The 23,246-nt window shown below is 62.5% G+C and carries 19 protein-coding genes, 1 tRNA gene and 1 pseudogene; 10 read left to right on the top strand and 11 right to left on the bottom strand.

Annotation, left to right across the window (positions count from 1 at the left end):
- Window positions 1-90 precede the first annotated feature (90 nt).
- On the top strand, window positions 91-1,176 hold the full coding sequence (locus BSQ44_RS20200) for a 2'-deoxycytidine 5'-triphosphate deaminase (protein WP_072606898.1): 1,086 nt from the start codon (window positions 91-93) through the stop codon (window positions 1,174-1,176).
- A 5-nt stretch (window positions 1,177-1,181) separates the two neighbouring features.
- Here the strand turns inward: BSQ44_RS20200 and BSQ44_RS20195 are convergent, their stop codons facing one another.
- Complete coding sequence (locus BSQ44_RS20195; protein WP_072606897.1) at window positions 1,182-1,967, bottom strand: ion transporter; 786 nt, start codon at window positions 1,965-1,967, stop codon at window positions 1,182-1,184.
- Between the two features lie 806 nt (window positions 1,968-2,773).
- Here BSQ44_RS20195 and BSQ44_RS20185 point away from each other — a divergent pair.
- Window positions 2,774-2,847: transfer RNA gene (locus tag BSQ44_RS20185), tRNA-Gly, on the top strand.
- Between the two features lie 81 nt (window positions 2,848-2,928).
- Here the strand turns inward: BSQ44_RS20185 and BSQ44_RS20180 are convergent.
- The 3 genes from BSQ44_RS20180 to BSQ44_RS20170 all read right to left on the bottom strand — a co-directional run bounded on the left by BSQ44_RS20180 (window position 2,929) and on the right by BSQ44_RS20170 (window position 4,922).
- Window positions 2,929-3,945 (bottom strand): tyrosine-type recombinase/integrase, encoded by a 1,017-nt coding sequence (locus BSQ44_RS20180; RefSeq protein ID WP_072606895.1) that lies wholly within the window; start codon window positions 3,943-3,945, stop codon window positions 2,929-2,931.
- Window positions 3,932-4,234, bottom strand: a complete 303-nt coding sequence (locus BSQ44_RS27285; protein WP_179948735.1) for a helix-turn-helix transcriptional regulator — start codon at window positions 4,232-4,234, stop codon at window positions 3,932-3,934. Before BSQ44_RS27285 ends, BSQ44_RS20180 begins: the two co-directional genes overlap by 14 nt.
- A gap of 181 nt (window positions 4,235-4,415) precedes the next feature.
- Window positions 4,416-4,922: a hypothetical protein gene (locus BSQ44_RS20170; RefSeq protein WP_072606893.1), complete on the bottom strand. Its 507-nt coding sequence runs from the start codon at window positions 4,920-4,922 to the stop codon at window positions 4,416-4,418.
- Window positions 4,923-5,294: 372 nt separating this feature from the next.
- On the opposite strand from BSQ44_RS20170, the gene BSQ44_RS20165 reads away from it, so the two are divergent.
- Genes BSQ44_RS20165 through BSQ44_RS20155 form a run of 4 tightly spaced genes read left to right on the top strand, consistent with a single transcriptional unit; the run spans window position 5,295 to window position 12,333 of the window.
- On the top strand, window positions 5,295-6,845 hold the full coding sequence (locus BSQ44_RS20165) for a type I restriction-modification system subunit M (protein ID WP_072606892.1): 1,551 nt from the start codon (window positions 5,295-5,297) through the stop codon (window positions 6,843-6,845).
- Window positions 6,842-7,963, top strand: coding sequence for a restriction endonuclease subunit S (locus tag BSQ44_RS20160; protein WP_072606891.1), 1,122 nt, complete (start codon window positions 6,842-6,844; stop codon window positions 7,961-7,963). Before BSQ44_RS20165 ends, BSQ44_RS20160 begins: the two co-directional genes overlap by 4 nt.
- Window positions 7,960-8,895 carry a hypothetical protein gene (locus tag BSQ44_RS26995; RefSeq protein WP_157894643.1) on the top strand — a complete coding sequence of 312 codons (936 nt, stop codon included), beginning with the start codon at window positions 7,960-7,962 and terminating at the stop codon, window positions 8,893-8,895. Before BSQ44_RS20160 ends, BSQ44_RS26995 begins: the two co-directional genes overlap by 4 nt.
- Window positions 8,896-8,898: 3 nt before the next feature.
- Window positions 8,899-12,333 carry a DEAD/DEAH box helicase family protein gene (locus BSQ44_RS20155; protein WP_072606890.1) on the top strand — a complete coding sequence of 1,145 codons (3,435 nt, stop codon included), beginning with the start codon at window positions 8,899-8,901 and terminating at the stop codon, window positions 12,331-12,333.
- A 44-nt stretch (window positions 12,334-12,377) separates the two neighbouring features.
- Here the strand turns inward: BSQ44_RS20155 and BSQ44_RS20150 are convergent, their stop codons facing one another.
- The 7 genes and pseudogenes from BSQ44_RS20150 to BSQ44_RS20120 form a co-directional block, all read right to left on the bottom strand.
- Window positions 12,378-13,130, bottom strand: coding sequence for an ABC transporter permease (locus BSQ44_RS20150; protein ID WP_235633277.1), 753 nt, complete (start codon window positions 13,128-13,130; stop codon window positions 12,378-12,380).
- Window positions 13,127-13,900 carry an ABC transporter ATP-binding protein gene (locus BSQ44_RS20145; RefSeq protein WP_072606888.1) on the bottom strand — a complete coding sequence of 258 codons (774 nt, stop codon included), beginning with the start codon at window positions 13,898-13,900 and terminating at the stop codon, window positions 13,127-13,129. The genes BSQ44_RS20150 and BSQ44_RS20145 overlap by 4 nt, the downstream gene beginning before the upstream one ends.
- A 4-nt stretch (window positions 13,901-13,904) precedes the next feature.
- Window positions 13,905-14,959, bottom strand: a pseudogene (locus tag BSQ44_RS20140) (ABC transporter substrate-binding protein).
- Window positions 14,960-15,015: 56 nt separating this feature from the next.
- Window positions 15,016-15,453: a VOC family protein gene (locus BSQ44_RS20135; RefSeq protein ID WP_072606887.1), complete on the bottom strand. Its 438-nt coding sequence runs from the start codon at window positions 15,451-15,453 to the stop codon at window positions 15,016-15,018.
- On the bottom strand, window positions 15,450-16,229 hold the full coding sequence (locus BSQ44_RS20130) for a FadR/GntR family transcriptional regulator (protein ID WP_235633276.1): 780 nt from the start codon (window positions 16,227-16,229) through the stop codon (window positions 15,450-15,452). Before BSQ44_RS20130 ends, BSQ44_RS20135 begins: the two co-directional genes overlap by 4 nt.
- Window positions 16,196-17,653 (bottom strand): FAD-binding oxidoreductase, encoded by a 1,458-nt coding sequence (locus BSQ44_RS20125; RefSeq protein ID WP_083534835.1) that lies wholly within the window; start codon window positions 17,651-17,653, stop codon window positions 16,196-16,198. The genes BSQ44_RS20130 and BSQ44_RS20125 overlap by 34 nt, the downstream gene beginning before the upstream one ends.
- Before the next feature lie 202 nt (window positions 17,654-17,855).
- Entirely contained in the window at window positions 17,856-18,629 is a 774-nt protein-coding gene (locus BSQ44_RS20120) for an IclR family transcriptional regulator (RefSeq protein ID WP_235633275.1), read from the bottom strand.
- Between the two features lie 165 nt (window positions 18,630-18,794).
- Between BSQ44_RS20120 and BSQ44_RS20115 the strand changes: the two genes are divergently transcribed.
- From BSQ44_RS20115 to BSQ44_RS20100, 4 genes are all read left to right on the top strand, one after another.
- Window positions 18,795-19,811, top strand: coding sequence for a pyridoxal-phosphate dependent enzyme (locus BSQ44_RS20115; protein ID WP_083534833.1), 1,017 nt, complete (start codon window positions 18,795-18,797; stop codon window positions 19,809-19,811).
- A gap of 56 nt (window positions 19,812-19,867) precedes the next feature.
- Entirely contained in the window at window positions 19,868-21,472 is a 1,605-nt protein-coding gene (locus tag BSQ44_RS20110; RefSeq protein WP_072606885.1) for an ABC transporter substrate-binding protein, read from the top strand.
- A gap of 11 nt (window positions 21,473-21,483) precedes the next feature.
- Window positions 21,484-22,404 (top strand): ABC transporter permease, encoded by a 921-nt coding sequence (locus BSQ44_RS20105; protein WP_072606884.1) that lies wholly within the window; start codon window positions 21,484-21,486, stop codon window positions 22,402-22,404.
- A gap of 148 nt (window positions 22,405-22,552) precedes the next feature.
- Complete coding sequence (locus BSQ44_RS20100; protein WP_157894642.1) at window positions 22,553-23,245, top strand: ABC transporter permease; 693 nt, start codon at window positions 22,553-22,555, stop codon at window positions 23,243-23,245.
- Window position 23,246 lies beyond the last annotated feature (1 nt).

Genomic DNA, 23,246 nt, shown 5'->3' with positions numbered 1-23,246 from the left:
CGGGGCGGGCTTGCGTCAATCGCCTGCGTGTGAAACGTCGAATCGCCCGATGCGCCACGCGGCCGCGACAGGGCCGACCGGAGCGAAGACTTGCGTACGACAGGCATCCTTCCCGATCACGAGATAGCGGCCCTTTTCGAGGCCGGTGCCCTGTCGACGCCGCGCCCGCTTGACGCCGACCAGATCCAACCGGCGAGCCTGGACCTGAGGCTGGGGGAGACGGCCTACCGCGTGCGTGCGAGCTTCCTGCCCGGCCCGGAAAAGAAGGTCGCCGACAAGCTCGACCGGCTGAAGCTGCACGAGATCGACCTTCGGGCGGGCGCGGTGCTGGAGACCGGCTGCGTCTACATCGTGCCCTTGCTGGAAAGCCTGGCGCTACCGGACGGCGTGGCGGCCTCGGCCAATCCGAAGAGCTCCACGGGCCGGCTCGACATCTTCACCCGCGTGATGACCGACCACGGGCCGGAATTCGACAAGATCGCTCCGGGGTACAAAGGCGGCCTCTATCTCGAGGTGAGCCCTCGCACCTTTCCGATCGTCGCCCGCACCGGCTCCCGGCTGTCGCAGATCCGGTTCCGAAAAGGCAATTCGATCCTCTCCGAGCCGGAACTGGCAGCGCTGCACCGCACGGACGTGCTGGTCGCGTCGGAGCAGCCGAACGTGACGGGTGGGGGCATCGCGCTGTCGATCGACCTCGAAGGCAGTGCGCAGGGGCCGATCGGCTATCGTGGCAAGCACCATACGGCGCTGGTCGACGTCGACAGGCGCGCGGCCCACGATGTGCTCGAATTCTGGGAGCCGCTGCACGCGCATGGCAGCCGCGAACTGATCCTCGATCCGGACGAATTCTACATCCTCGTCTCGCGCGAAGCCGTTCACGTGCCGCCCGGATACGCCGCCGAGATGACGCCCTACGATCCGCTGGTGGGCGAGTTCCGGGTGCACTATGCCGGCTTCTTCGATCCCGGCTTCGGGCATTCCGGCGCCGGAGGCACCGGCAGCCGCGCCGTGCTGGAGGTGCGCAGCCACGAGGTGCCCTTCATTCTGGAGCACGGCCAGATCGTCGGCCGGCTTGTCTACGAGCACATGCTCTCCAAGCCGAAGGCGCTCTACGGGACCGATCTCGGCTCCAACTACCAGGCGCAGGGCCTGAAGCTGTCGAAACACTTTCGCTGACGGCCCTACCGCCGCTCGCTCGCCATCGCGCGCAGTTCTTCCCGCAGCGCCCTGATCTCGGCGAGAATCATCTCCTGTTCGCCCTGCAGGGCGGCGCGTTCGGCGGTGGCCTCTGCGTCGTGCTCCTCCTGCATGGCCGACACGATGATGCCAATGAACAGGTTGAGCACGGTGAAGGTCGTGCACACGATGAAGGGGATGAAGAACAGCCAGGCCAGAGGGAATACCTCCATGACCGGACGCACGATACCCATCGACCAGCTTTCCAGCGTCATGATCTGGAATAGCGAGTAGGCCGAACTGGCGATGGTGCCGAACCATTCGGGAAAGGCAGCGCCGAAGAGCTTCGTGGCCATGACCGAAAAGACGTAGAAGACGAGCGTGAGCAGGAGCATGATCGAGCCCATTCCCGGAAGGGCAGCAACAAGGCCCCCGACAACGCGGCGCAGCGACGGCACCATCGAGACGAGTCGCAGCACCCGCAGGATGCGCAGCGCGCGCAGTACCGAGAGGTTGCCGGTCGCCGGGAACAGGGCGATACCCACCACGACGAGATCGAAGATGCGCCAGGGATCGCGGAAGAAGGCGAGTCTGTACACCGCGAAGCGCGCCAAAAGTTCGACCACGAAGACGGCGAGGATCACGCGGTCGAGGAACAGCAAGACCGATCCCCATTCGGCCATCGCGGCCTGCGAGGTCTCGAGCCCGAGCGTGATGGCGTTGACGATGATGAGAACGGTGATGACGAGATCGAAACGGCGCGATTCGATGAGGCGCTTCAGGGCGGGCACGGCGGGGAGGCTCCGGATGGATCGGCGAAACTCCCGCACAAGTGGTCTCCCGTGCCGGACCCGTCAAGCGGGAGGGGCAGGGGAAGGCGCCAAGGTGGCTCGTTCGTCGCATGGAACCTTGGAAATTGCGCCGGCAGCACTGCCGTTACTGGCTGTGCAGATTGATGCTGTTCGCGGCAGCCATTCGCCTGACCCAGGCCTGTAGCCTTTCGAGTTCCGCCGGGGGGCGTTGCCGTGTCGCCCGAAACATGAAGGCAAGCCGTTCGACGTCCTTGTATGCCCGCCACACCTCGTATGAGTCCACGTTGACGTCCATATCCGTATCGTCGCGATCTCGCTCCTGGCCTCGCTCTACTCGCAGCATGAGAGTCTCTTGACCTTTCAACCTGCCCGTTAACTCACCGGTACAGTTCCCGTTCACCTGCGTCTTTCGGCATGGTGAACCATCGGTTAATCCCTCGCCGGGCGCCGCCGATGTCGCAACAAGTTCCCGTCGCGAGCACGCGGTCGGATCGGTTCGCCCGGCTTGACAGTTCGTCTCCGACGTTCGGCCGGAAAGAGGGCCGTACTCTCGCGCTCGCCGACTTTGCCGGCCAAAGATTGAGCCTGCGTCGTCTACACCCCCCATCGGGCGTGGCTCGCCGTCAGGACCGTAAGGACCAGCAACTTTCCCGTCATGCAGATCGCCACCTCCACTCGCGTGAGGTTCAATGATGGCAAGCCTAGAGTTGCGTTCAATTGCCTTGACGAACCCGATGCCCCGTCTCTTGACAGCGCGACCGCGTTGGACGATTCAATGACGGGTCGCGGGTGTAGTTCAATGGTAGAACGGCAGCTTCCCAAGCTGCATACGAGGGTTCGATTCCCTTCACCCGCTCCAGCTGTCTTTTCAATGTGTTAGAGCCATACGAGCCTCCCGTGGGAGAGGCGGTTTTACAGCCGGTTTTACAAACTACGTTCCTTATTTGCCCTTCGCGAGCTGCTCGATTGCGGCTCGAGTCGCCGCCGCTCGACCCACATAGCGGCGGATAATCCTCGAGACGCTCTGCTCTTCCCAACCCATGATCTCGGCGATAACTCGTTCCGAGAGACCGGCTTTGTAGAACTTGGTCGCGGCGGTGCCGCGGAGATCGTGGAAATGGAGATCCCGGTCAGCGAGGCCGGCACGCGCCTTGGCCTTGTTGAACGAGCTGCCGAAGCCGTCGGTGGTCCACGGCCTGTTCTTGCTCGACGTCAGCACGGTGGTCGCGCGACGAGGTATGCGCGACAGAATTTCCCGGAGATCATCATAGAGTGGGATCACTGCGTGGCGTTTGCCGCTGCTCTTGCCGGTGGGCAGCGTGATCTCGTGTTCGCCGATGTGACTCCAGGAGACCCGCAAGAGATCGCCGAGTCGAAGGCCGGTGTGTGCGGCCAGGTCGACGGCATGTCCTATTTCTTCCGAATTGCTGGCCTTCAGCGCCGTGATCTCCTCATCGGTCCAAATGATCTCCGCCCGGGAAGACGTGTAGAGCTGCTTGATCCCTTCGGCAGGATTGGCCGCGATCTTTCCCATGGGATCGACCGCATATGAGAGCACTCGTGACAGGACCTGCATGGCGTAATCTGCCGTGCGGGGTCTGTCGGCATAGGTGCTGCGCCACTTGCGGATGATGGGGCGGATCTTCTCCGCTCGGTCGAACTGCGCCGTCCGCAGTTCGCCGAAGTGTTCGTCGATACGGTCCAGCCAGCGGGACCACTGCCGTCTCGTCGATTCCGCCAGCTTCTGGAAATCCGCGCTGGCCCTGTAGGCGAGGATCACGGAGCGGAAGCGGGTGGCATCGGGCGCGCGGTGGTCGGCGACCGCCTCGTTGTATGACGCCACGAATTCGGGAGTCCCAGGCTCACCCTTGAGACGAGGTCCGCCACGCCAAGCATACCAGTAAGTCCGGCCCTTGACGCGGACTCGGTGCACTCCTTTCAGTTCAAGCGTAACCATGCCTGGCCTCGAAGGCAGCGAGTTCGGCATCGAGGTCGTCGTTGTCGGCGGTGAGTTCATGACCTCTCTTCGGCGGCGCGGGTTCGAACCAACGGTCGAAGGCCTCCTCCACCTCATGCCGGTGCCAGATCTGGCGACCATGCAGGCGGCGCGACTTCGGCGCCACCCCGTCCCTCACAAGCCTGTCGAAGAATGTCGGCGACACGCCCCAGATGTCGGCCGCCTCCCGGCGGTTGATCCCGCGGCGTTGGTCGAGGGGCAAGACATGGATGAGACTGGCTATGGGCACGAGGAAAGCTCCTTTCTGCGTGCGTTATAGCGAACGTAAGAAGGCATGCATGAAAAAAGCTCCCGGCTCGAAATTCGCCCGGTCAACCCCGTGTGCGTGATGCCTCGTCCACCCGCAGGATGAGGAACCGATAATCGTCGCTATTCCCGAATCTTGCATTCGGGTTCGGTTCCCTAGGGGATCACGGATTCTCCAAGAGGTAAGCCTTGAGTTCGTCGATCGACCCGAATGTCAAACCTACGCCTTTGCCCTTGATGATCGTGTATCCGCCAGCCGCGGTCCGTCGCCATTCACGACCTGCAGCAACAACGGTTTCATGGTCCTCGAAGGGCGGATCGGCATCTTGGACGGCCGAAGTTCTCAGGCTCGGCAGCGACTGCCTTTTCGCGAGATCAAGAAGGTCGCGCGTCATTTCTGCCGTATCCAATGTCGCACGGGACTGTTGTGCTAGGGTCACTGAAATCAGGCCGGCTACGACCATCAGCAGACCGGGGATCATCGCAATGACGCGCACCATGAAGTGGGGATCCCTCTCGCCGAATCCACGGGACATAGCTCCAAGGAAGCCGCCACTGACCACTCCAACGAAGGCGGCAAGGATTCCGAAAACAACCACTACCCAGCCGAAAAACTCGAGGACAGAACAGACGGATCGTCCGGTCCCATAGGATCGCTCATATGCAATCATCTTCTCTCCCTTCATTTACCGAAGTGGAAACGTAGCACGTCATACTGGACTTTTGAATTTGAATTTCCTGGCAGTATGGATCTTGCGGCAAGTAGATGGGAGATGGAATTGGATTTTTTCTTCGACATATCATTGATAGCCGTCGCCCTTACCGTTGGGGCCGTTCATCTGCACATCCAGTTCCATCACATGAACCGGATGTGCTGACTACCTGAACGAGCGCGCCTTCCGCCCTATGTCTTGGCCGTAATCTGCCTCTTTTCCCGCCGGTGAACGTCCCGGGGTCGTGAGTGTCGCGATCCACGGCACACTTCATCGTCACCGCGTCCCTGTGCTACCCCTCGAATCGACACTGCAACCAAGGAATGCGACGTGCTGACAGGAGATATCCGTTCAAAGGTCGACGCCGTGTGGAACGCCTTCTGGGCGGGCGGCATCGCCAATCCGCTGGAGGTGATCGAACAGATCACCTACCTCCTCTTCCTGCGCGGACTGGACGACGTCCAGAACCGAGCGGAGGCAAAGGCCGCCATGCTCGGCCGGCCGATCGAGCGGGTGATCTATCCAGCCGGCGTCTACCGGCAGGACCGCGACGGGAGGGACGTCACCTATGAGGAACTGCGCTGGTCGAAGCTGAAGAACCAGGACCCGCAGCGCATGTTTCTCCTGTTCTCGGAGTTCGTCTTCCCCTTCCTGCGCGAGATGGCCGAGGAGGGCACTGCCCATGCCGAGCACATGAAGGGCGCGCGCTTCACCATCCCGACGCCCGGCCTTCTCGCCAAGGTGGTCGACATGCTGGCGGAGATTCCGCTGGAGGACCGCGACACCAAGGGCGATCTCTACGAATACATGCTCGGCAAGATCGCGTCGGCCGGGCAGAACGGCCAGTTCCGCACGCCGCGCCACATCATCAAGCTGATGGTCGAAATGACCGCGCCAAGCCCGAGGGACGTGATCTGCGACCCGGCGAGCGGCACCTGCGGCTTCCTCGTCGCCGCCGGCGAATTCCTGCGAACGCATCACCCGAAGATGCTGATGGACAAGCAAAGCCGCGAGCATTTCCACGAGACGATGTTCCACGGCTACGACTTCGACGCGACCATGTTGCGCATCGGCTCGATGAACATGCAGCTGCACGGCGTCGAGGGCGGCGATATCCGCTACCGGGATTCCCTCGCTTCGGGCCATGCCGACGACGCCGACAAATATTCCCTCATCCTCGCCAATCCGCCCTTTGCCGGCTCGCTGGACTACGAGACCACGTCGGGCGACCTGCTGGCCATCGTCAAGACCAAGAAGACCGAGCTCCTGTTCATGGCGCTGTTCCTGAAGCTGCTGAAGCCCGGCGGCCGCGCGGCGGTGATCGTGCCGGACGGCGTCCTCTTCGGCTCCTCGACGGCCCACAAGGCGATCCGCAAAATGCTGGTCGACGACCACAGGCTCGACGCCATCGTCAAACTGCCCTCCGGCGTCTTCAAGCCCTATGCGGGCGTGTCCACGGCCATCGTCTTCTTCACCAAGACCAATTCCGGCGGCACCGGCGACGTCTGGTTCTACGCCGTCCAGGCCGACGGCATGAGCCTCGACGACAAGCGCCAGATGCTGGTGCCGGAGGAGAAGTTCGGGCCGGTGCCGAAGGCGACCCTGAGCGCGGACGAGCATGCCAGGAACAACCTGCCGGACGTCTTGGCCCGCTGGTCAAAGCGCGACGGGCCTGAGCGGGAGAACCCGCGCACCGGCCAAAGCTTTACCGTGCCGCGCGAGGAGATCGCGGCGGCCGATTACGATCTTTCGATCAACCGCTACAAGGAAGTTGTGCACGAAGCCGCCGACCACCGGCCTCCGAAGGAGATCATAGCGGAACTGCTGACGCTGGAGGACGAGATCGCCGCCGGGCTGAAAGAGCTGGAGGCGATGTTGTGAGTTTTCCTTTCGTCCGACTACTGGACGTCTGCTACCCAAGACAGTGGAAAATCGTCCCCAATAGCCAACTGACATCCACGGGGTATCCCGTTTATGGAGCAAACGGTAAAATCGGATACTATTCTGAGTATACGCACGCAGAACCAACTCTCATGATCACATGCCGTGGGGCGACCTGCGGGACTATAAATTTGTCTGAGCCATTCTCATACATCAGCGGGAATGCAATGGCGCTCGACAGGCTCGATGAGAAAAGAGTTGATCAGAAGTATCTACGACATTGCCTTGAGCACCGTGGCCTTGGTGATGCCGTCACTGGTGCAGCGCAGCCGCAAATCACTCGCCAGAATCTGGACAGGGTCGCCATCCCCCTCCCGCCCCTCGACGAGCAGAAGCGGATTGCGGCGATCCTCGATAAGGCCGATCAACTCCGGCAGAAGCGCCGCCAGGCCATCGCGCTGCTCGACAGTCTCACGCAGTCGATCTTTCTGGAGATGTTTGGGGATCCGGTGAGCAATCCCAAGGAATGGGCTAAAGAGAAGCTTGCTGACGTTGCAGATTTCCTGAGCGGCGGGACGCCATCAAAATCCTCCCCTAGCTTTTGGGTAGGTCAGATTCCTTGGGTTTCTCCGAAAGACATGAAAACGGTGATCATCCGGAACGCCATAGATCATATCAGCGAAACGGCAGTCAGACAGTCCGCTGTTAAACTTGCCCCCGCAAACGCAGTGCTGATTGTGGTGCGCGGGATGATTCTTGCCCATTCCGTGCCAGTGGGAATCCTTGCCCGGGAAGCTGCTTTCAACCAAGACATCAAATCGATCGTGTTCCACGAAGGCATTGATCCACGTTTCGGGCTCTGGAACTTGCTCTCTCAGCGATCTGCAATCTTACAAGAAGTATCGACTGCCGCACACGGCACAAAACGGTTGGATATGGACGCTCTATCCAAGATCCCTGTATTATGTCCTCCCATAGATTTACAGAAGGTATTTACAAATCATCACGATAAAATCTTGCGCTCATTGGCTATATCGAACGAGGCATTATTCGAAAGCGAGGGGCTTTTCAGGTCGCTTCAACATACTCTTTTCTCGAGAGAGGCCGACGACCAATGAATGGTGATTTCAAGCACGTATGGAAACGACTCTGGAGTGAGCTCTGGATCCCTCTCGCGGATAATCGTCCCCACCCGGAATTGCTTTTTGCGGACATCTATCGCGGCCTCAAACGTCCACCATCTCCGCCAGAAGAGCCGGAACAGCCTTCCGCTGACGCCTTCGATGCCGGCGGGAACTTGGCCGACCCAGTCGTGAAAGCAAAGTTCGATTCATACAGAAATTTGCTCGACGAATATCAGAAAGATAGGTCCGACTTTGAACTCGCATCGACTGGACAAGGATCAAGGGAAGCACTCAGAAATCTCCTGCGGAGCAAAGCCGATACGGAGCTTGATGCCGTGGTATGCCTTGCGAAGACCTATTCGACGCTCGTTGACTTAGAAGATCCCGAACTTGTCCTAAGATTTAGAAGTCTCATAATTGAGGCAATCGACACATACAGCCTTGGTTATGTATTAGTAGAACCATTTGTATTGGTGCCTACTGTTCCTGGAGTGGTTTCCAGACTTTTTCAGGAGATGAGGCGTCTTACGTATAATGATCCTCATTTGCAGCAGTTACATGGTGAATACGAAGAATCTTGCATAGACCTTAATACAGAACCCACGTCGGGGCGAATAAAGAGCTGCATACAAAAACAGTTTATTCTGGTAGAGGGCGTTGCAAAGCAGACATTTAATGTAAGCGGCACAACCCTTGGGGCGATTTGTGACCAGATAAATCTTTGGCCACATGCAACAATAAAGGAAGTAGGAAAGAAGCTTTATGGGTTTCGCTCCGATTACCCGGGCCTCGGCCATGCAGGTAATCCGAACGCGACGCTACGAGACGTCGACTTGAAAGATTTTATAGCAATTTCTTGCATGTTGGCCGGGCTGTATCCGTATTTACATGCAGGGATGGATTCGGCCGTGGTCTACCGGGGATAAACCATGTCCAACTTCGCCTTCCTCGCCGCCGAGTTTCCCGAGATCTTCGACAGCGCGAAGCGGGCGGAGGGTCATGCTGCCGGCGATCCGCGCTCGGCCGCCTTCTACGCCCGGCGCACGGTCGAGCTGGCGGTGCAGTGGGCCTACAGGAACGACGGCGGCCTGCACTTTCCCTATGACGACCGCATCTCGGCGCTGATCCACGAACCGAGCTTCGTCCAGCGCGCCGGCCAGGCCGTGTTCACCAAGGCCAGGTTGATCATCCGGATCGGCAACCGCGCGGTGCACGAGACGAAGGACACCTCGGCCAGGGACGCGGCGGATGCCGTGCGCGAACTCTTCCACCTGACCTTCTGGCTCGCCCGCACCTATGCCAAGGCGCCGCCGCCGGACGGGCTCGCCTTCGACGCTGACCTGCTCACCCGCAAGGACGATCTCGTCCGCAAGGCCTTTGCCGAGCTGACCCGGCTGAAGGCCGAGATGGAGGCGCGCGACAAGGCCTTTGCCGATCTCCTGCGCAACAAGGACGATCTCGACGCCGAGCTTGACGCCGCCCGCGCCGAGCGCGACCGGATCCGCCGCGCCAATGAGGCGCGGCCGGACCATCACGACTATTCGGAAGCACAGACCCGCGACCTCTATATAGACCTCCTGCTGAAGGAAGCCGGTTGGCCGCTGAGCGCGGCGCGGGACCGGGAATTTCCCGTCACCGGCATGCCCAACGCCGAAGGCAAGGGCTTTGCTGACTACGTGCGGTGGGGCGACGACGGCAAGCCGCTCGCCGTCATCGAGGCCAAGCGCACCAAGCGGGATGCGACCGCCGGACAGCAGCAGGCCAAACTCTATGCCGACTGCCTGGAAGCGCAGTTCGGCCAGCGGCCGGTGATCTTCTACACCAATGGCTACGAGCATTTCATCTGGGACGACGCCGCCTATCCGCCGCGCGCCGTCTCCGGCTTCTACAAGAAGGCCGAGCTGGAACTTGCGATCCAGCGGCGCACGTCGGTCAAGCCGATGGCGACGATCCCGCTGAACCGGAAGATCGCCGACCGTTATTACCAGGAGCGGGCCATCGCCCGCGTCAAGGACAGCTTCGAGGCGAAGCGCCAGCGCAAGGCGCTGCTCGTCATGGCGACCGGCTCGGGCAAGACGCGCACGGTGATCGCGCTGGTCGACATGCTGATGCGCGCCTGCCGGGTGAAACGCGTGCTCTTCCTTGCCGACCGCGTCGCGCTGGTGAACCAGGCGGCGAAAGCCTTCAAGGCGCACCTGCCGGAGACGTCGCCGGTCAATCTGGTGACGGAGAAGGGTGCCGAGGGCCGCGTCTTCCTCTCCACCTATCCGACGATGATGAACCTCATCGACGAGCGCAAGGGCGGGACCGCCCGCTTCGGGCCCGGCCATTTCGATCTCGTCATCATCGACGAGGCCCACCGCTCGGTCTACCAGCGCTACGGCGCGATCTTTTCCTATTTCGACTCGCTGCTCGTCGGCCTGACGGCAACGCCGAAGGAGGACGTCGACCACAACACCTACGGCCTGTTCGACCTCGAGGACGGCGTGCCGACCGACGCCTATTCGCTGGACAAGGCAGTGGAGGACGAATTCCTCGTGCCGCCGCGCGCGGTCTCCGTGCCGCTCAAATTCGTGCGCGAAGGCATTGCCTATGACGATCTCTCCGAGGCGGAGAAGGAAGCCTGGGACATGCTGGAATGGGACGAGGAGGACGGCGACCCGCCCGACAGTGTCGACCCCGAAGCGGTCAACAAATGGCTGTTCAACGCCGACACGGTCGACCAGGTGCTGAAGCACGTGATGATCGACGGCCTGAAGGTCGCGGGCGGCGACCGGCTGGGCAAGACGATCGTCTTCGCCAAGAACCAGGCCCATGCCGAATTCATCGAGAAGCGGTTCAACCTGGCCTATCCGCATCTCGCCGGGCATTTCGCCCGCGTCATCACGTTCAAGACCGACTACGCCCAGAGCCTGATCGACGACTTCTCGAAGAAGGACGGCGCGCCGCACATCGCCATCTCCGTCGACATGCTCGATACCGGCATCGACGTGCCGGAGGTGGTGAACCTCGTCCTGTTCAAGCTGATCCGCTCAAAGACCAAGTTCTGGCAGATCATCGGCCGCGGCACCCGGCTGTGCCCGGATCTCTTCGGCCCCGGCGAGGACAAGGAGTTCTTCCGCGTCTTCGACTACTGCCAGAACCTGGAATTCTTCCGCCAGAACCCCAAGCCCGACGAGGGCAAGAACGCCCGATCCCTCAGCGAGCGGCTGTTTGCCGCGCGCTTCGATCTGGTCCGCGCTCTTGACGAGAAGCACAGTCTCCTCGTGCAGGGCTCGTTCCAGGAAGAGGGAACCGGATACGACGCAGGCCAGGATGCGCCGCCGAGCGAGGAGACGATCCGCGCCGGGGCGCTCGATTTCCTGAAGACCTATGTCGCGACGATGAACCTCGACAACTTCATCGTGCGCGGCAAGCGCAAGCTGGTCGAGAAATATCAGGCGCCCGACGCCTGGGCGACGCTCTCCGAGGCGATGCGTGAGGAACTGGTCGACAAGATCGCGCCGCTGCCGAACCAGATGAAGAGCGAGCCGGAAGAGGCCAAGCGCTTCGACCTCCTGATGTTCAATCTTCAGATCGCGCTGATGAAGGGCTCGAAGCGCTTCGACAGGCTGAAGAGGCAGCTGGTCGAGATCGCCTCGGCGCTGGACGAGCAGACGGCCATTCCGGCGATTGCCGCCCAGCATGCGCTGATCCTCGACGTCCTCTCCGACATCTGGTGGGAGGGGATAACCGTGCCGCTGCTCGAACTGGTGCGGCTGCGCCTGCGCGGGCTCGTCCACCATATCGAGAAGCGCCGGAAGGCGATCGTCTACACCAACTTCATCGACGAACTCGGCGAAGGCACCGAACTCGACCTGCCGCAGGTGGGCGAGGTCGACTTCACCCGCTTCAAGCGCAAGGCCCGGCATTTCCTGCGCGAGCACGAAGACCACATCGCCATCGCCAAGCTCCGGCACGGCAAACCTCTCACCCCGACGGACATCGAGGAACTGCAGCAGATGCTGCTTGCCGCCGGCATCGGCGATGCCGGGCACTTCGAGAAGGCAACGCAGCTGGCCCACGGCTTTGCCGCCTTCATCCGCGCGCTCGTCGGCCTCGACCGCCATGCCGTCGTCGAGGCTTTCGGAGAGTTCCTGGGCGACAGCGCGGCGACGGCGGAGCAGATCGAGTTCATCGACATGGTGATCGAGCATCTGACCGAGAAGGGGGCGATGGACCCGGGTCTGCTCTACGAAAGCCCGTTCATCGACAAGGCTCCGGAGGGGCCGCAGCAGGTCTTCGACATCGAGAAGACGAAGCGGCTGGTCGAGGTGATCCGAGGCTTCGATCTCGCCGCCGTGCCGCCTGCGCAGGCGGGGTGAGAACACTCCACACCCGAAGGCGGAGGGACAGGCCCTCCTCGGGATCAGGGCTCCCGGACGACGAGCCTCTCGGCCGCCACGACCATGGCGAAGATGCCGATGGCCAGCAGGGATGACAGCACGATCGCGGCATACAGGCGGTCGGACTGGTAGTTGAAGGTCGCCTGGATGATCAGCGCGCCGAGCCCCTTGTCGGAGCCGATCCACTCGCCGACGATCGCGCCGATGACGGCGGTGGCCGAACTGATCCGGAGCGAGGAGAAGAGCAGCGGCATGGAGCGAGGCAGGCGCAGGCGCCAGAATACCTCCCAGCGGCTGGCCGACAGCATGCGGAACAGTTCGTGCTCGTTGGTCCCCGCCGAATCCAGGCCCCTGATCATGTTGATCAGCGTCGGGAAGAAGCAGATGACTGCTGCGATGACGATCTTGGGCGTCATGCCCAAGCCGAAGATCAGGATGATGATGGGCGAGAGCGCCAGCACCGGAATCGTGTTGAAGAACAGCACGACGGGAAAATAGGCCGCCTGCAGCACGCGGCTGTGGACGAAGACGACCGCCAGCAGGATCGCGGCGAGATTGCCGATGAGGAAGCCGGCGCCGGCTTCGATGGCGGTCGGCCAGAAGTGGCCCGACAGGAGGGCCGCGTCGCGTGCCAGCACGGCAAAGACCGCCGTCGGCGTAGGCACGATGTAGGCGGGCACGCCGGCCATCGGAAGGAGATATTGCCAGGCGACGACGAGGGAGGCGGCTCCCGCGACGGGCAGCACGGTCCGGGCAAGGGGCGGGAGCGGTGTCACAATGCCTCCGCCAGCGCGGCGCGCAGCTCCGCCATCGCGGCGACCAGGGCGGGGTCCTCGCGCTTGCAGCGGTTTTGCGCTTGCTTGATGGGCTTCAGGTCGCGGTCGAGACAGATGCGCCCGGGGTTGGCGGCGAGCACGATGACGCGCTCTCCGAGGTAGGCCGCCTCGGCGATCGAGTGCGTGACGAACAGGATCGTCGTTCCCGTCCGTCGCCAGAGGTTGAGCAGTTCGTCGTTCAGGCGGTCGCGAGTGATCTCATCGAGCGCACCGAACGGCTCGTCCATGAGGAGCAGCTTGGGCTCGCCCATCAGCGCCCGCGCGATCGCGACGCGTTGCCGCTGTCCGCCGGACAACTGGTTGGGATAGCGGTCGCCGAAGCCGGACAGACCCATCAGGTCGAGCAGGGCTTCGCTCTGGTCGGAGATCGCGCGTGTCAGGCTCGCCCGTCCGACCTGGAGTGGCAGACAGACGTTTTCCCTGACCGAGCGCCAGGGCAGCAGCGTGGAATCCTGGAAGACGAAGGCGACGTCGCGCCGGCTGCGCACGGAGGCGGCGGTTTCGCCGAGCACCTCGACGGTTCCGGAGAGCGGCGGCAGGAGGTCCGCCACCACGCGAAGCAGGGTCGACTTGCCGCATCCCGAGGGGCCGAGGATCGACAGGAAGGAACCGGCCTCGACGGTGAGGTCGAGGCCGGTGATGACGATGACGGGTGCCCTGGCCGTCGGATAGCCGACGTCGAGACCGACCGTCCGAACGGCTTGCGGCATCGGCTCAGGCGCCGGGCGCGGCGAGCTTCGGCCGGCTGTCGGCCGTCAGGTCGAGGATCGCCGTCGTGTGGACGTCCTCGGTCTTCGGCCGACCGTTCGGATACTGGCCGACCTTGTCGAGCAGCGACAGCTGGCTGTCGAGCGACTCGGGGCTGAACGTGCCCCATCCGCCGGCGGCGGTGTTCTCGTCGAAGGAGAGCTTGAGGATCAGGTCGATCGTCTTCTCCTCCCAGCCGAGATCCATTTCCGGATAGGCGCCGACCATCGTCTGGACGGCCTCCTGCGGGTTGGCGTGCACCCAGCCCCAGCCTTTCGCCACCGCGCCAATGAACTTCGCCAGCGTGTCGGCGTCGCTGTCGATCGCGCTGTCGGTGGCGAGTAGACGTTGGCGTAGGAGTCCAGACCAAGGTCGCGGACGAGGAGATCGACGCGATCCTCGCCGACCACGGAGAGCGCCTGGGTGTTGGTGATCCAGCCACCGATGGCGTCGACCTCGCCGCGCACCAGCGGCCCCTTGTCGAAACCGACGTTGATGACGTTCACGTCGGCGGGCGCTATGCCGTTCTTGGACAGGATGGCGTCCATCAGGAAACGCGCCGTCGGCTGTATGCCGATCGTCTTGCCCTTCAGGTCGGCCACGCCATTGATCGGCTTGCCTGGCTTGGAGGTCAGCGCATAGGGGCCGGTGCGGAAGCCGCAGGCGATGATGCGGACGGGCACGCCGCTCGCACGGGCGGCGAAGAGCTGCGGTGTTTCGGAGAACTGCCCGAGCTGGGCCGAGCCCGAGATCACCGGCGGCACGGTCGCCGAGTTCGGTCCGCCGGGGCTGAACGTGACCTCGAAGCCGGCTTCCTCGAAGTAGCCGTTCTTCATGGCCGCGATGTCGCCGATCTGGCCGTTCGACATCAGCCAGTCATACTGGATGACAAGCTTGGCAGCGGCCCTCGCGGATGTCGCGGAGAGGAGCTGGATGCCCGGCGCAACGGCGAGCAGGCCTGCCGCCGCGCCGGTCTTGAGGAGGATTCTGCGGTCAATGCGGTGGTAGAAATGTCCTGTCATGATCTTTCCCCTTTGTCATTGTTGCGTCCCGCCGGTCCCATGTCCGGCGGTGTGGGTCACGGCTGTTCGTCGTGATAGTCGCCGGGGCCGCCGTCGAGCCAGGCGTAGAGCTCCCAGAGTGTGCCATCGGGATCGGTGAAATAGGCGCATCGCGCGTTCCAGACGTAGTCGGCCGGCGGCCTGTAGAAGGGGACGCCTTTCGCCGACAGCTCGCCATGGATCCGGTCGATATCGGCGGGCAATGCGAGATTTACCGCCACGCACGCCTTGTGGACAGAGCGTGGAGCGCGCGCGTTGGACACGCCGGTGTGGCGGTTGATGTGGTCGATCTCCCAGGCGGCAAGCGTGACGCCGACCCCGTGGAAATCCGCGAAGCCTTCAGCCCGGCGGCGCAGCCGGAAGCCGAGCTTGTCGACATAGAAATCGACGGTGCGCTCGATATCCTCCACCAGCAGGCAGATGTCGGAAATGCGCTGCTCGGTTCCGAATGTCATGGTTGGCTGCTCCTGGTTTCCTGGCCGTTCCTGGTGTTCCCTAGGCGCACGCCAACCCGCTCGGCGGCGCTGATGATATGGCTGCGCATGGCGTCCGCGGCGGCGTCGGCCTCACCGGCAACGAGCGCCTCGTAGATCAGCACGTGCTCGCCGACATTGACATCCACGAGATCGTGCAGCGGGTTCACCGCGCGCGCATAATGGATCGAACGCCTTATCTGCTCGCAGATGAAGGAAATGAACGTATGGATGTAGCTGTTGCCGGTTGCTCGCGCGATCTCCCGATGGAAAGCGAGGTCCGCTTCGATGCTGCCGTCTTCCCATCGCTCTTCACCGCTCATGCGGTCGAGCGCGGTCTTGATGGCTACGAGATGTTCCGATGTGCGTCGCTCGGCGGCCAGCCCCGCCGCCTCCGCTTCCAGGATGCAGCGCAGCTCGAACAGCCGCTCCATGTTGTCGCCGTCCATAAGCGCATCGCGGTCGATGCGGATCGCGGCCCGCTGCTCGGGTGCGAGCACGAAGGCGCCGACGCCCTGGCGCGCCTCGATGACCCCGTCGGCGCGCAATTGCGCGACGGCTTCGCGCACGACATTGCGACTGACGCCGAATCGGTCTGCGAGTTGCTGCTCGGTAGGCAGCCGATGGCCTGGCTTGAAACCTCCGGTCTGGATCTCCTGGGACAGCAGGGAAGCAACACGCCCGGGAAGCGCCTCGAATACACCGATGCTGCTGGATCGTTCTCTCATTTCTGTTCCTCTAGAACCGGAAATAGACATCCCGGATTCATCATATCGTGAGGATCAAGGGAGTCCTTTATCGCGCGCATAGTCCGCCGCTCCACCTCGCCCAGCCCTTGCCAGAAGGCTCCTATCCGCGCTCTGCCGATGCCATGCTCCGCGCTGATCGAGCCTTTGAAGTCTTCGACGATCGCAAAAAGGCTTTTGGTGATGCGCTGGCCGTGTTCTCGTGCATCTCGGCGGTGCATCCCGAGCGGCGGCAGGAGATTGAAATGGATGTTTCCGTCGCCGGCATGGCCATAGACCTGCGGCGTCCAGTCGGGCCAATCCCGCGCGGCAAAAGCTCGTGCCGCGGCAACGAAGGCCGGCACATCGCCGAGCCTGACCGAGACGTCGCTGCGCACGTGATAGCCGCGACGCGCCTGTCCCTCAACGAGGCCCTCCCTGATGGCCCAAAAGCTGCGCGCCTGCCGGTCGCTCTGGGCCACCGCGGCATCTCCGATGAGGCCTCGCGCCATCATGTCGGCCAGAAAACCCTCCAGGAGCACGCGGCCGTCCAGGCGCTTTCCGCACGAGAGCTCGATCAGAACATGGAAAGGAAATGCGGACGAGACAGGCAAGGTCAGCCCCTCGTCGATGAGCCGCGCGAGCGGAAGGCATTCGGAGCCTACGATTTCGAAGGCGGTGACGAGTTCAGAGAGTTCGCTGCGCGCCAGAGCACTAATCGTCATGGCATCCTCGATGGAGCCGACGCCGACATACGCGGTTTCGATTTTCGCGGGCTTCGGATGGAGCTTCAGGCAGAGCCCGGTAATTAGTCCCAACGTGCCCTCGGATCCAATGAAAAGCTGCTTCATGTCGTAGCCACGATTGTCCTTTCGCAGGCCGCGCATCGAACTCCAGAGCGACCCGTCGGGAAGCACCGCTTCAAGTCCCAGGATCAGGTCGCGGACCATGCCGAAGCGTAGCACGTTGACACCACCAGCATTGGTGGCCGCGTTCCCACCAATCTGGCAACTCCCCTGCGCTCCGAGTGCGAGAGGAAACTGTAGGCCGATCGCATCCGCCGCGTCCTTCGCCTTCTGGAGTGTGCAGCCAGCGTCCAAGTCGAGCGTTGCATTTGCCGTATCGGCCCGCCGGATGGCGTTCAGCCGCGAGAGGCTGACGACCACCATGTTCTGGACGGTGGAAGGCGGAAAACCGCCTCCGACAAGCCCGGAGTTGCCGCCCTGAGGCACAATGCCGATCCCGTGACGGCGGCAGACTTTCACGCAGGCCTGAACCTCCGCCACCGAGCTGGGTCTCACCACCGCGAAGGCGTCACCCGTCCAGTCTCCAGACCAGTCGGTCAGGTAACCGGCCTTATCCTCCCGCTCGACGAGGACCGCCGCTCCGCCCACCGATCTCACCAAATCGGCGTGGAGGTTCTCAATGGGAGACGTGTCGGAGGCAGTGAGCACCATGACCCCTACTTTCTGGGATCAGATGATACTATCATCCTACAACTTGGCAAGAGGTCGCTTTCTGTGTGGGAAGCCAAATTTAGCGGCGTGGTGTGGAGGCTTCCGGCGAGCAGCGGATACCGATGCCGCGAAAGGACGTGGACAGATCGAGAAGTCCCATCATCGTCGCATCCCGGAGTGGGGACGCTGCGACTTCAGGCACCTAGCATGACGACAATTTTCGTCCACTCTCTAGCAGCCGATCGCGCAGGTTGGTGGTCTGGTCGTCGGACAGGTCGACCGGCAGAACCAAGCAGATGGTGGCCTCGACTTTGCCATCGGCACCGTAGATCGGGGCTGCGAGACACTGCGTCACCGCATCGACCAGGCCCTTGGTCAGGCAGAAACCCTCGCGCTGGGCCACTTCTATCGCGTCGATGAACTCTTCAATGTCGATGCGTCGCCCGTCGGGTAGGATCAAGTCCTCTTCTGCAATGAGTTCCTCGATTTCACAGCGACTGCTTCCGGCAAGCAATAGCCGGCCGGAAGCCGTCCAGGGGATAGGAATCTGGAGACCGACCGCCGAGCTGATCCGGAACGGCCTGTTGCCCGGCCGCATGTGCATGATCGTGTAACGTCCGTTTTGCAGCATGCAGAACTCACTGGTTTCGCCGGTTTCCTTGGCAAGCCGGTCGACCTCCATGCGTGCTCGCTTGGCGAGCGAGTTCTCGCGAATGTAGTTCAAGCCGTAGAGATACATCCGCTTACCAAAGAAGATGCGTCCGTCATCCCGCGAGATCTCCAGAAGGCCGGCTTCCGTGAGGTCGTTGACCAGGGTGTAGGTCGATGAACGCGGCGCGTTCAGCGCCTTGGCAAGCGCGCCGATGCGGATGCCCTCGCCGTGCGCATGGAGGAATTCGAGGATTTGCAGGATCCGGTCGACACTGCGCTCGCGGCGCTGCGTCGTCTCCGTCGTGGCGGGCGAAAGTGCATTCACAAAAGCTATCTCTTGCGCAATTCGGAGAGGCTGATATTCTGTCTCTAACACGAGACAAGTGTCCTGTATACTGGACATTTTCAGGAAAGCATATCGAGATGGCGCGTCGAAAGATGGCGCTGACGCTTTCGAGGCGGGTCTTCGGGAGGCGGGAAGGTTGTTGGAATGATTGAAACGGCGGTCATGAGCCACCAGCAGATCCGCGAGCGGATCGCGACCCTGCCACGGCTCGACATTGCCTTGAAGAACACTCCGCTCGAGGAGGCTCGCAACCTTTCCCGCACGCTCGGCGGGCCACGCATCTTCGTGAAGCGCGATGACCTGACGGGGGTGGCTCTCGGCGGCAACAAGCTGCGCAATCTCGAATTCCGTCTCGCTCATGCGATGAAGGACGACCCGGACACGGTGATCGTCGGACTCGACCTACAGTCGAATTCCGCCCGTCAAACCGTTGGCGCCTGCAACAAGCTCGACCTGAAGACGATCCTCGTTCTGGAGGGGCGGCGGCCCAACAACGTCCAGGGCAATCTGCTCGTCGACTATTTGCTTGGAGCGGACGTGCACTTCGCTGCCGACCAGCGAGAGCAGCGAGCGATGCTCGACAGTCTGGCCGAGGAGGTGCGCACGAGCGGCGGGCGCCCCCATATTCTTAACGACAACCCGATGTTCGATGTTGCTTCGGCCGTGGCCTATCTCGAGGTGACGCTCGAGGTTATGGAGCAACTCGAGGCCCGCGAACTCAAGCCGGACTACTTCTACATGTCTTCGAGCGGAAAGGGCTCGGCCGGCATCATGCTGGCGAAAAAGTTGCTCGGGGCCGATTTCATCATGCAGGCGATCTGCGCGACCGCCGAATTCGACCTGCCGTCCCGCACCGCCAGGATCGCCAACGAGACGATTGCTGCTCTCGGGCTCGACATCGAGGTCGCCGAGGACGAGGTGATCAACACCGAAGCCTTCGTGGGCAAGGGCTACGGCATACCGAGCGATGCCGGCGACGAGGCCGTCCGGTTGTTTGCGCGAACCGAAGGAATCATTCTCGATCCTATCTACACCGGCAAGGCGGCCGCCGGTCTGATCGCGCATATCCGCGAAGGACGCTTCGAGCCCGACGACGTTGTCGTCTTCGTGCACACCGGGGGCACGCCGGCGATCTTCAAATGGAACGAACTTTGGATCTGACGCGGCAGAGGTCTGCCGCGCCCGATAGCGCTCAACACGAAAATGGGAGAAACGACATGAAACGCAGGCACTTCCTCACGGGCGCAGCAGGCGCGGCCCTCCTCTCCACGCTGCCGGTCGGCTCGATACGCGCCTTCGCGCAGAGCGCTTCCGGTGTTATCACCTACGGACAGAGCACGGCCGTGCTGACGCTCGACCCGGCGCACGGCGCCTTTACCGGCTATCCGGGCGGCTACGAGGCGGCGCTGTTGATCTTCGACCGCTTGCTGGACTTCGATGACGACATGACGATCGTGCCGCAGCTCGCGAAGGCGTTCACGATGAGCGACGACCTCCAGTCGTGCGAGATCAAGCTTCGCAGTGGTGTCACCTTCCATGACGGCACGCCGTGCGATGCAGCCGCGATCAAGTTCAACATCGAGCGGATGATGAACAAGGAAATCAACACGACCAACCGTCCACTGTGGAACCCGATCTCCGGAGCCGAAGTGGTCGATGAGACGACGGTGGTTATCAGAACCTCCGCCCCGTTCGCGCAGCTGCCCAACACGCTCGCCCATGGTTCCGGCGCTATCGTGTCGCCGGCCGCGATCGAGAAGTTCGGCGAAGACGGCTTCGCGCAGAACCCCGTCGGCGCCGGTCCTTACATGGTCCAGGCCTTCAACCCGGGGCAGGAACTGACGCTGACGGCCTTCGACAGCTACTGGGGTGAGAAGCCCGGCGCGTCCGGCGTGGTCTTCAAATTCATCGCCGAGCCCGCGACGCGCATCAACGCCATCACCACCGGAGCTGTCGATGTCATCGACTCGGTCCCGGTCCAGCTCGTCGGCCAGCTCGAGGGCAGCGCCGATGTCGAAGTGGTGCGCAAGCCGGGCCTGCGGCCCATCGGTCTCGCTATGAACCTCACGCGGCCCGCACTTGCGGACGTCAAGGTCCGGCAGGCGCTCAATCTCGCCGTCCCGGTCGCGACCATTGCGGAAAAGGTGTTCTTCGGCTTCGCCAAGGCGCCGGATTCTCCGCTTGCCTTCGATGCGATCGGTCACAAGTCGGTCGGCGAGACCGTGTTCGACCAGGAGCAGGCCAAGGCGCTGCTGGCGGAGGCAGGCTACACAGCCGGTTCAGATGGCATGCTCGCCAAAGATGGCGCCAAGCTTACCCTCTCGCTCTTCGCGCCGGATGGCCTGTTTCCGGGCGATGTTTCGGTCGCTGAGATCGTTGCGGCTTCGCTCAAGCAGATCGGCGTCGACGCTCAGATCACCAAGGTCGAGAAGGGGGCATACTGGGATCATCTCCGGCAGGACAAGGCAAACCTGGCATGGGACATGGCGATGTTCGGCTTCAATCCCTCCAACGCGTCGGGCACCTATCACTTGGCCTCTCTGTTCAAGTCCAATGCCGATGACGAGGGCAAGCCGGACGTCTGGAACATCGGCCGCTATCGCAACGCCGCGGTTGACGAACTGCTCAACGTCGCCGACAGCGCTCCGGAGGAGTCGGCGCGCTTGGAAGCGCTCGGCAAGGCGCAAGAGCTGGTCTGGGCCGACGCACCCTACCTGTGGCTGCAGATCAACGAGAACGTCTCTGCCGTCCGCAACCAAGTGGCCGGTGTGACCGTCATGCCGATCGTCTTCACCAATCTACGCAACGCCGCCAAGGCCTGATACACGTATCGATGATCGGATTTCTGGCAAAGCGCTTCGCGACTATCCCACTGGTGGTGCTCGGCGTCGTCACGATCCTGTTCATCATCTTCAAGTCCGTTCCAGGCGACGAGGCGGCTTTCGTCGCCGGGGCCACGGCCACGCAAGCCGAGATCGAGGCCGTGCGCGTTCAGCTCGGCCTCGATCGGCCGCTTCTCGAGCAATACGCGAAACACGTCTCGGGACTGGTTGTCGGGGACTTCGGTTACTCGACAACGTTCCGCGGCAATCCGCTCCCGCATGTTCTCAACCGGCTACCGGCGACACTGGCGCTGGCTTCCGCCGCGATCCTGCTCACGATCGTCGTCGGCATTCCCGCAGGCGTCGTGGCCGCTGCCTACCGCAACAGGCTGCCGGACTACCTGATCTCGCTGTCGGTGGTGGGACTGCTGGCGATCCCAAACTTCTGGCTTGGCATGATCCTGATCGCCTGGCTGTCGGTAGGCCTGGGCCTTTTGCCGAGCTTCGGTGCCAGTGGCCCGGCTTCGCTTGTCATACCTACGATCGCGCTCGCGGCGCGGTTGATTGCCCTCCTGGCGCGAATGACGCGTGGCGTCGTGATCGAAGAACTGCGCAAGGACTACGTGCGCACCGCGCGCGCCAAGGGCCTTTCAAAAAGACTTGCGCTTCGTCGTCACGTGCTGCGCAATGTCATGATTCCCACCGTCACCGTCATCGGCCTGCAAGCCGGTTATCTGCTTGGCGGGTCGGTGGTCATCGAGCGCCTGTTCGCATGGCCGGGCATCGGTGACCTGCTGCTGACGGCGGTGTCGGTTCGCGACTACACCCTGGTGCAGGCGATCGTCCTGATCTTCGTCGTGTCATTCCTCGTCATCAACATCGCGGTCGAGGTGATCTACCGCTTCGTCAATCCGAGACTGCGCTATGCCTGAGGCCATAGTCCGCCGCAGGCGTCGTGGGGCGCGCCGGATCAATCTCTTTTTTTGGCTTGGCGCCACTTTGCTCGTGTGCTTTGCGGCTCTCGCCCTGTTGGGCGAGCGGATCGCTCCCTATGATCCCACGGCGCAGGATCTGTTTGCGATGCTGGAGGCGCCGTCGGAGGCACACCTGCTCGGCACCGACAATGTCGGCCGCGACATTCTCTCGCGCATCATCGTGGGGACGCGGTTCACACTGTCGATCGCGGTCGCTTCGGTGTTCTTCGCTGGAATCGGCGGGATAGCGCTCGGTTCGATCGCGGGCTACTTCGGCGGGCTTACGGATCGTATCGTCACCGGCATAATCGACCTGCTGCTGACGGTGCCCAACATCGTGCTGGCGATCGCGATCGCTTCCGTCGCCGGCGCGTCGGCGACCGGGCTGACCATTGCCATAACCGCAAGCTTCATCCCGCCGCTGGCGCGCCTGGTGCGGGGTCGCGTGATCGAACTGCGCGAGGAGGATTTCGTGGCAGCGGCCATCACCGTTGGCATGGGCCATACGCGCATCCTGCTGCGGCACATTCTCCCGAACGCTGCCACGGTCATCATAATCGAGCTCAGCCTCAATGCCGGGCAGGCGGTGCTGATCGGCTCGGCGCTCGGCTTCCTTGGTCTGGGGGTCCAGCCGCCGGCGCCGGAATGGGGCACGATGCTGGGTGCAAGCCGCGAATATCTGACTATCGCCCAGCATCTGGTGATCGCGCCCGGCGTGGCGATTTCGCTCCTCGTGCTCGCCTTCAACGCCTTTGGCGACGGGCTGCGCGACGTTTTCGATCCAGCTTCGAGAAACTAAC

The sequence above is a fragment of the Aquibium oceanicum genome (assembly GCF_001889605.1).
Taxonomy (GTDB): Bacteria; Pseudomonadota; Alphaproteobacteria; order Rhizobiales; family Rhizobiaceae; genus Aquibium; species Aquibium oceanicum.
The sequence above is the reverse complement of the archived record's forward strand: the minus strand, read 5'-3'. Positions and strand labels throughout refer to the sequence as shown.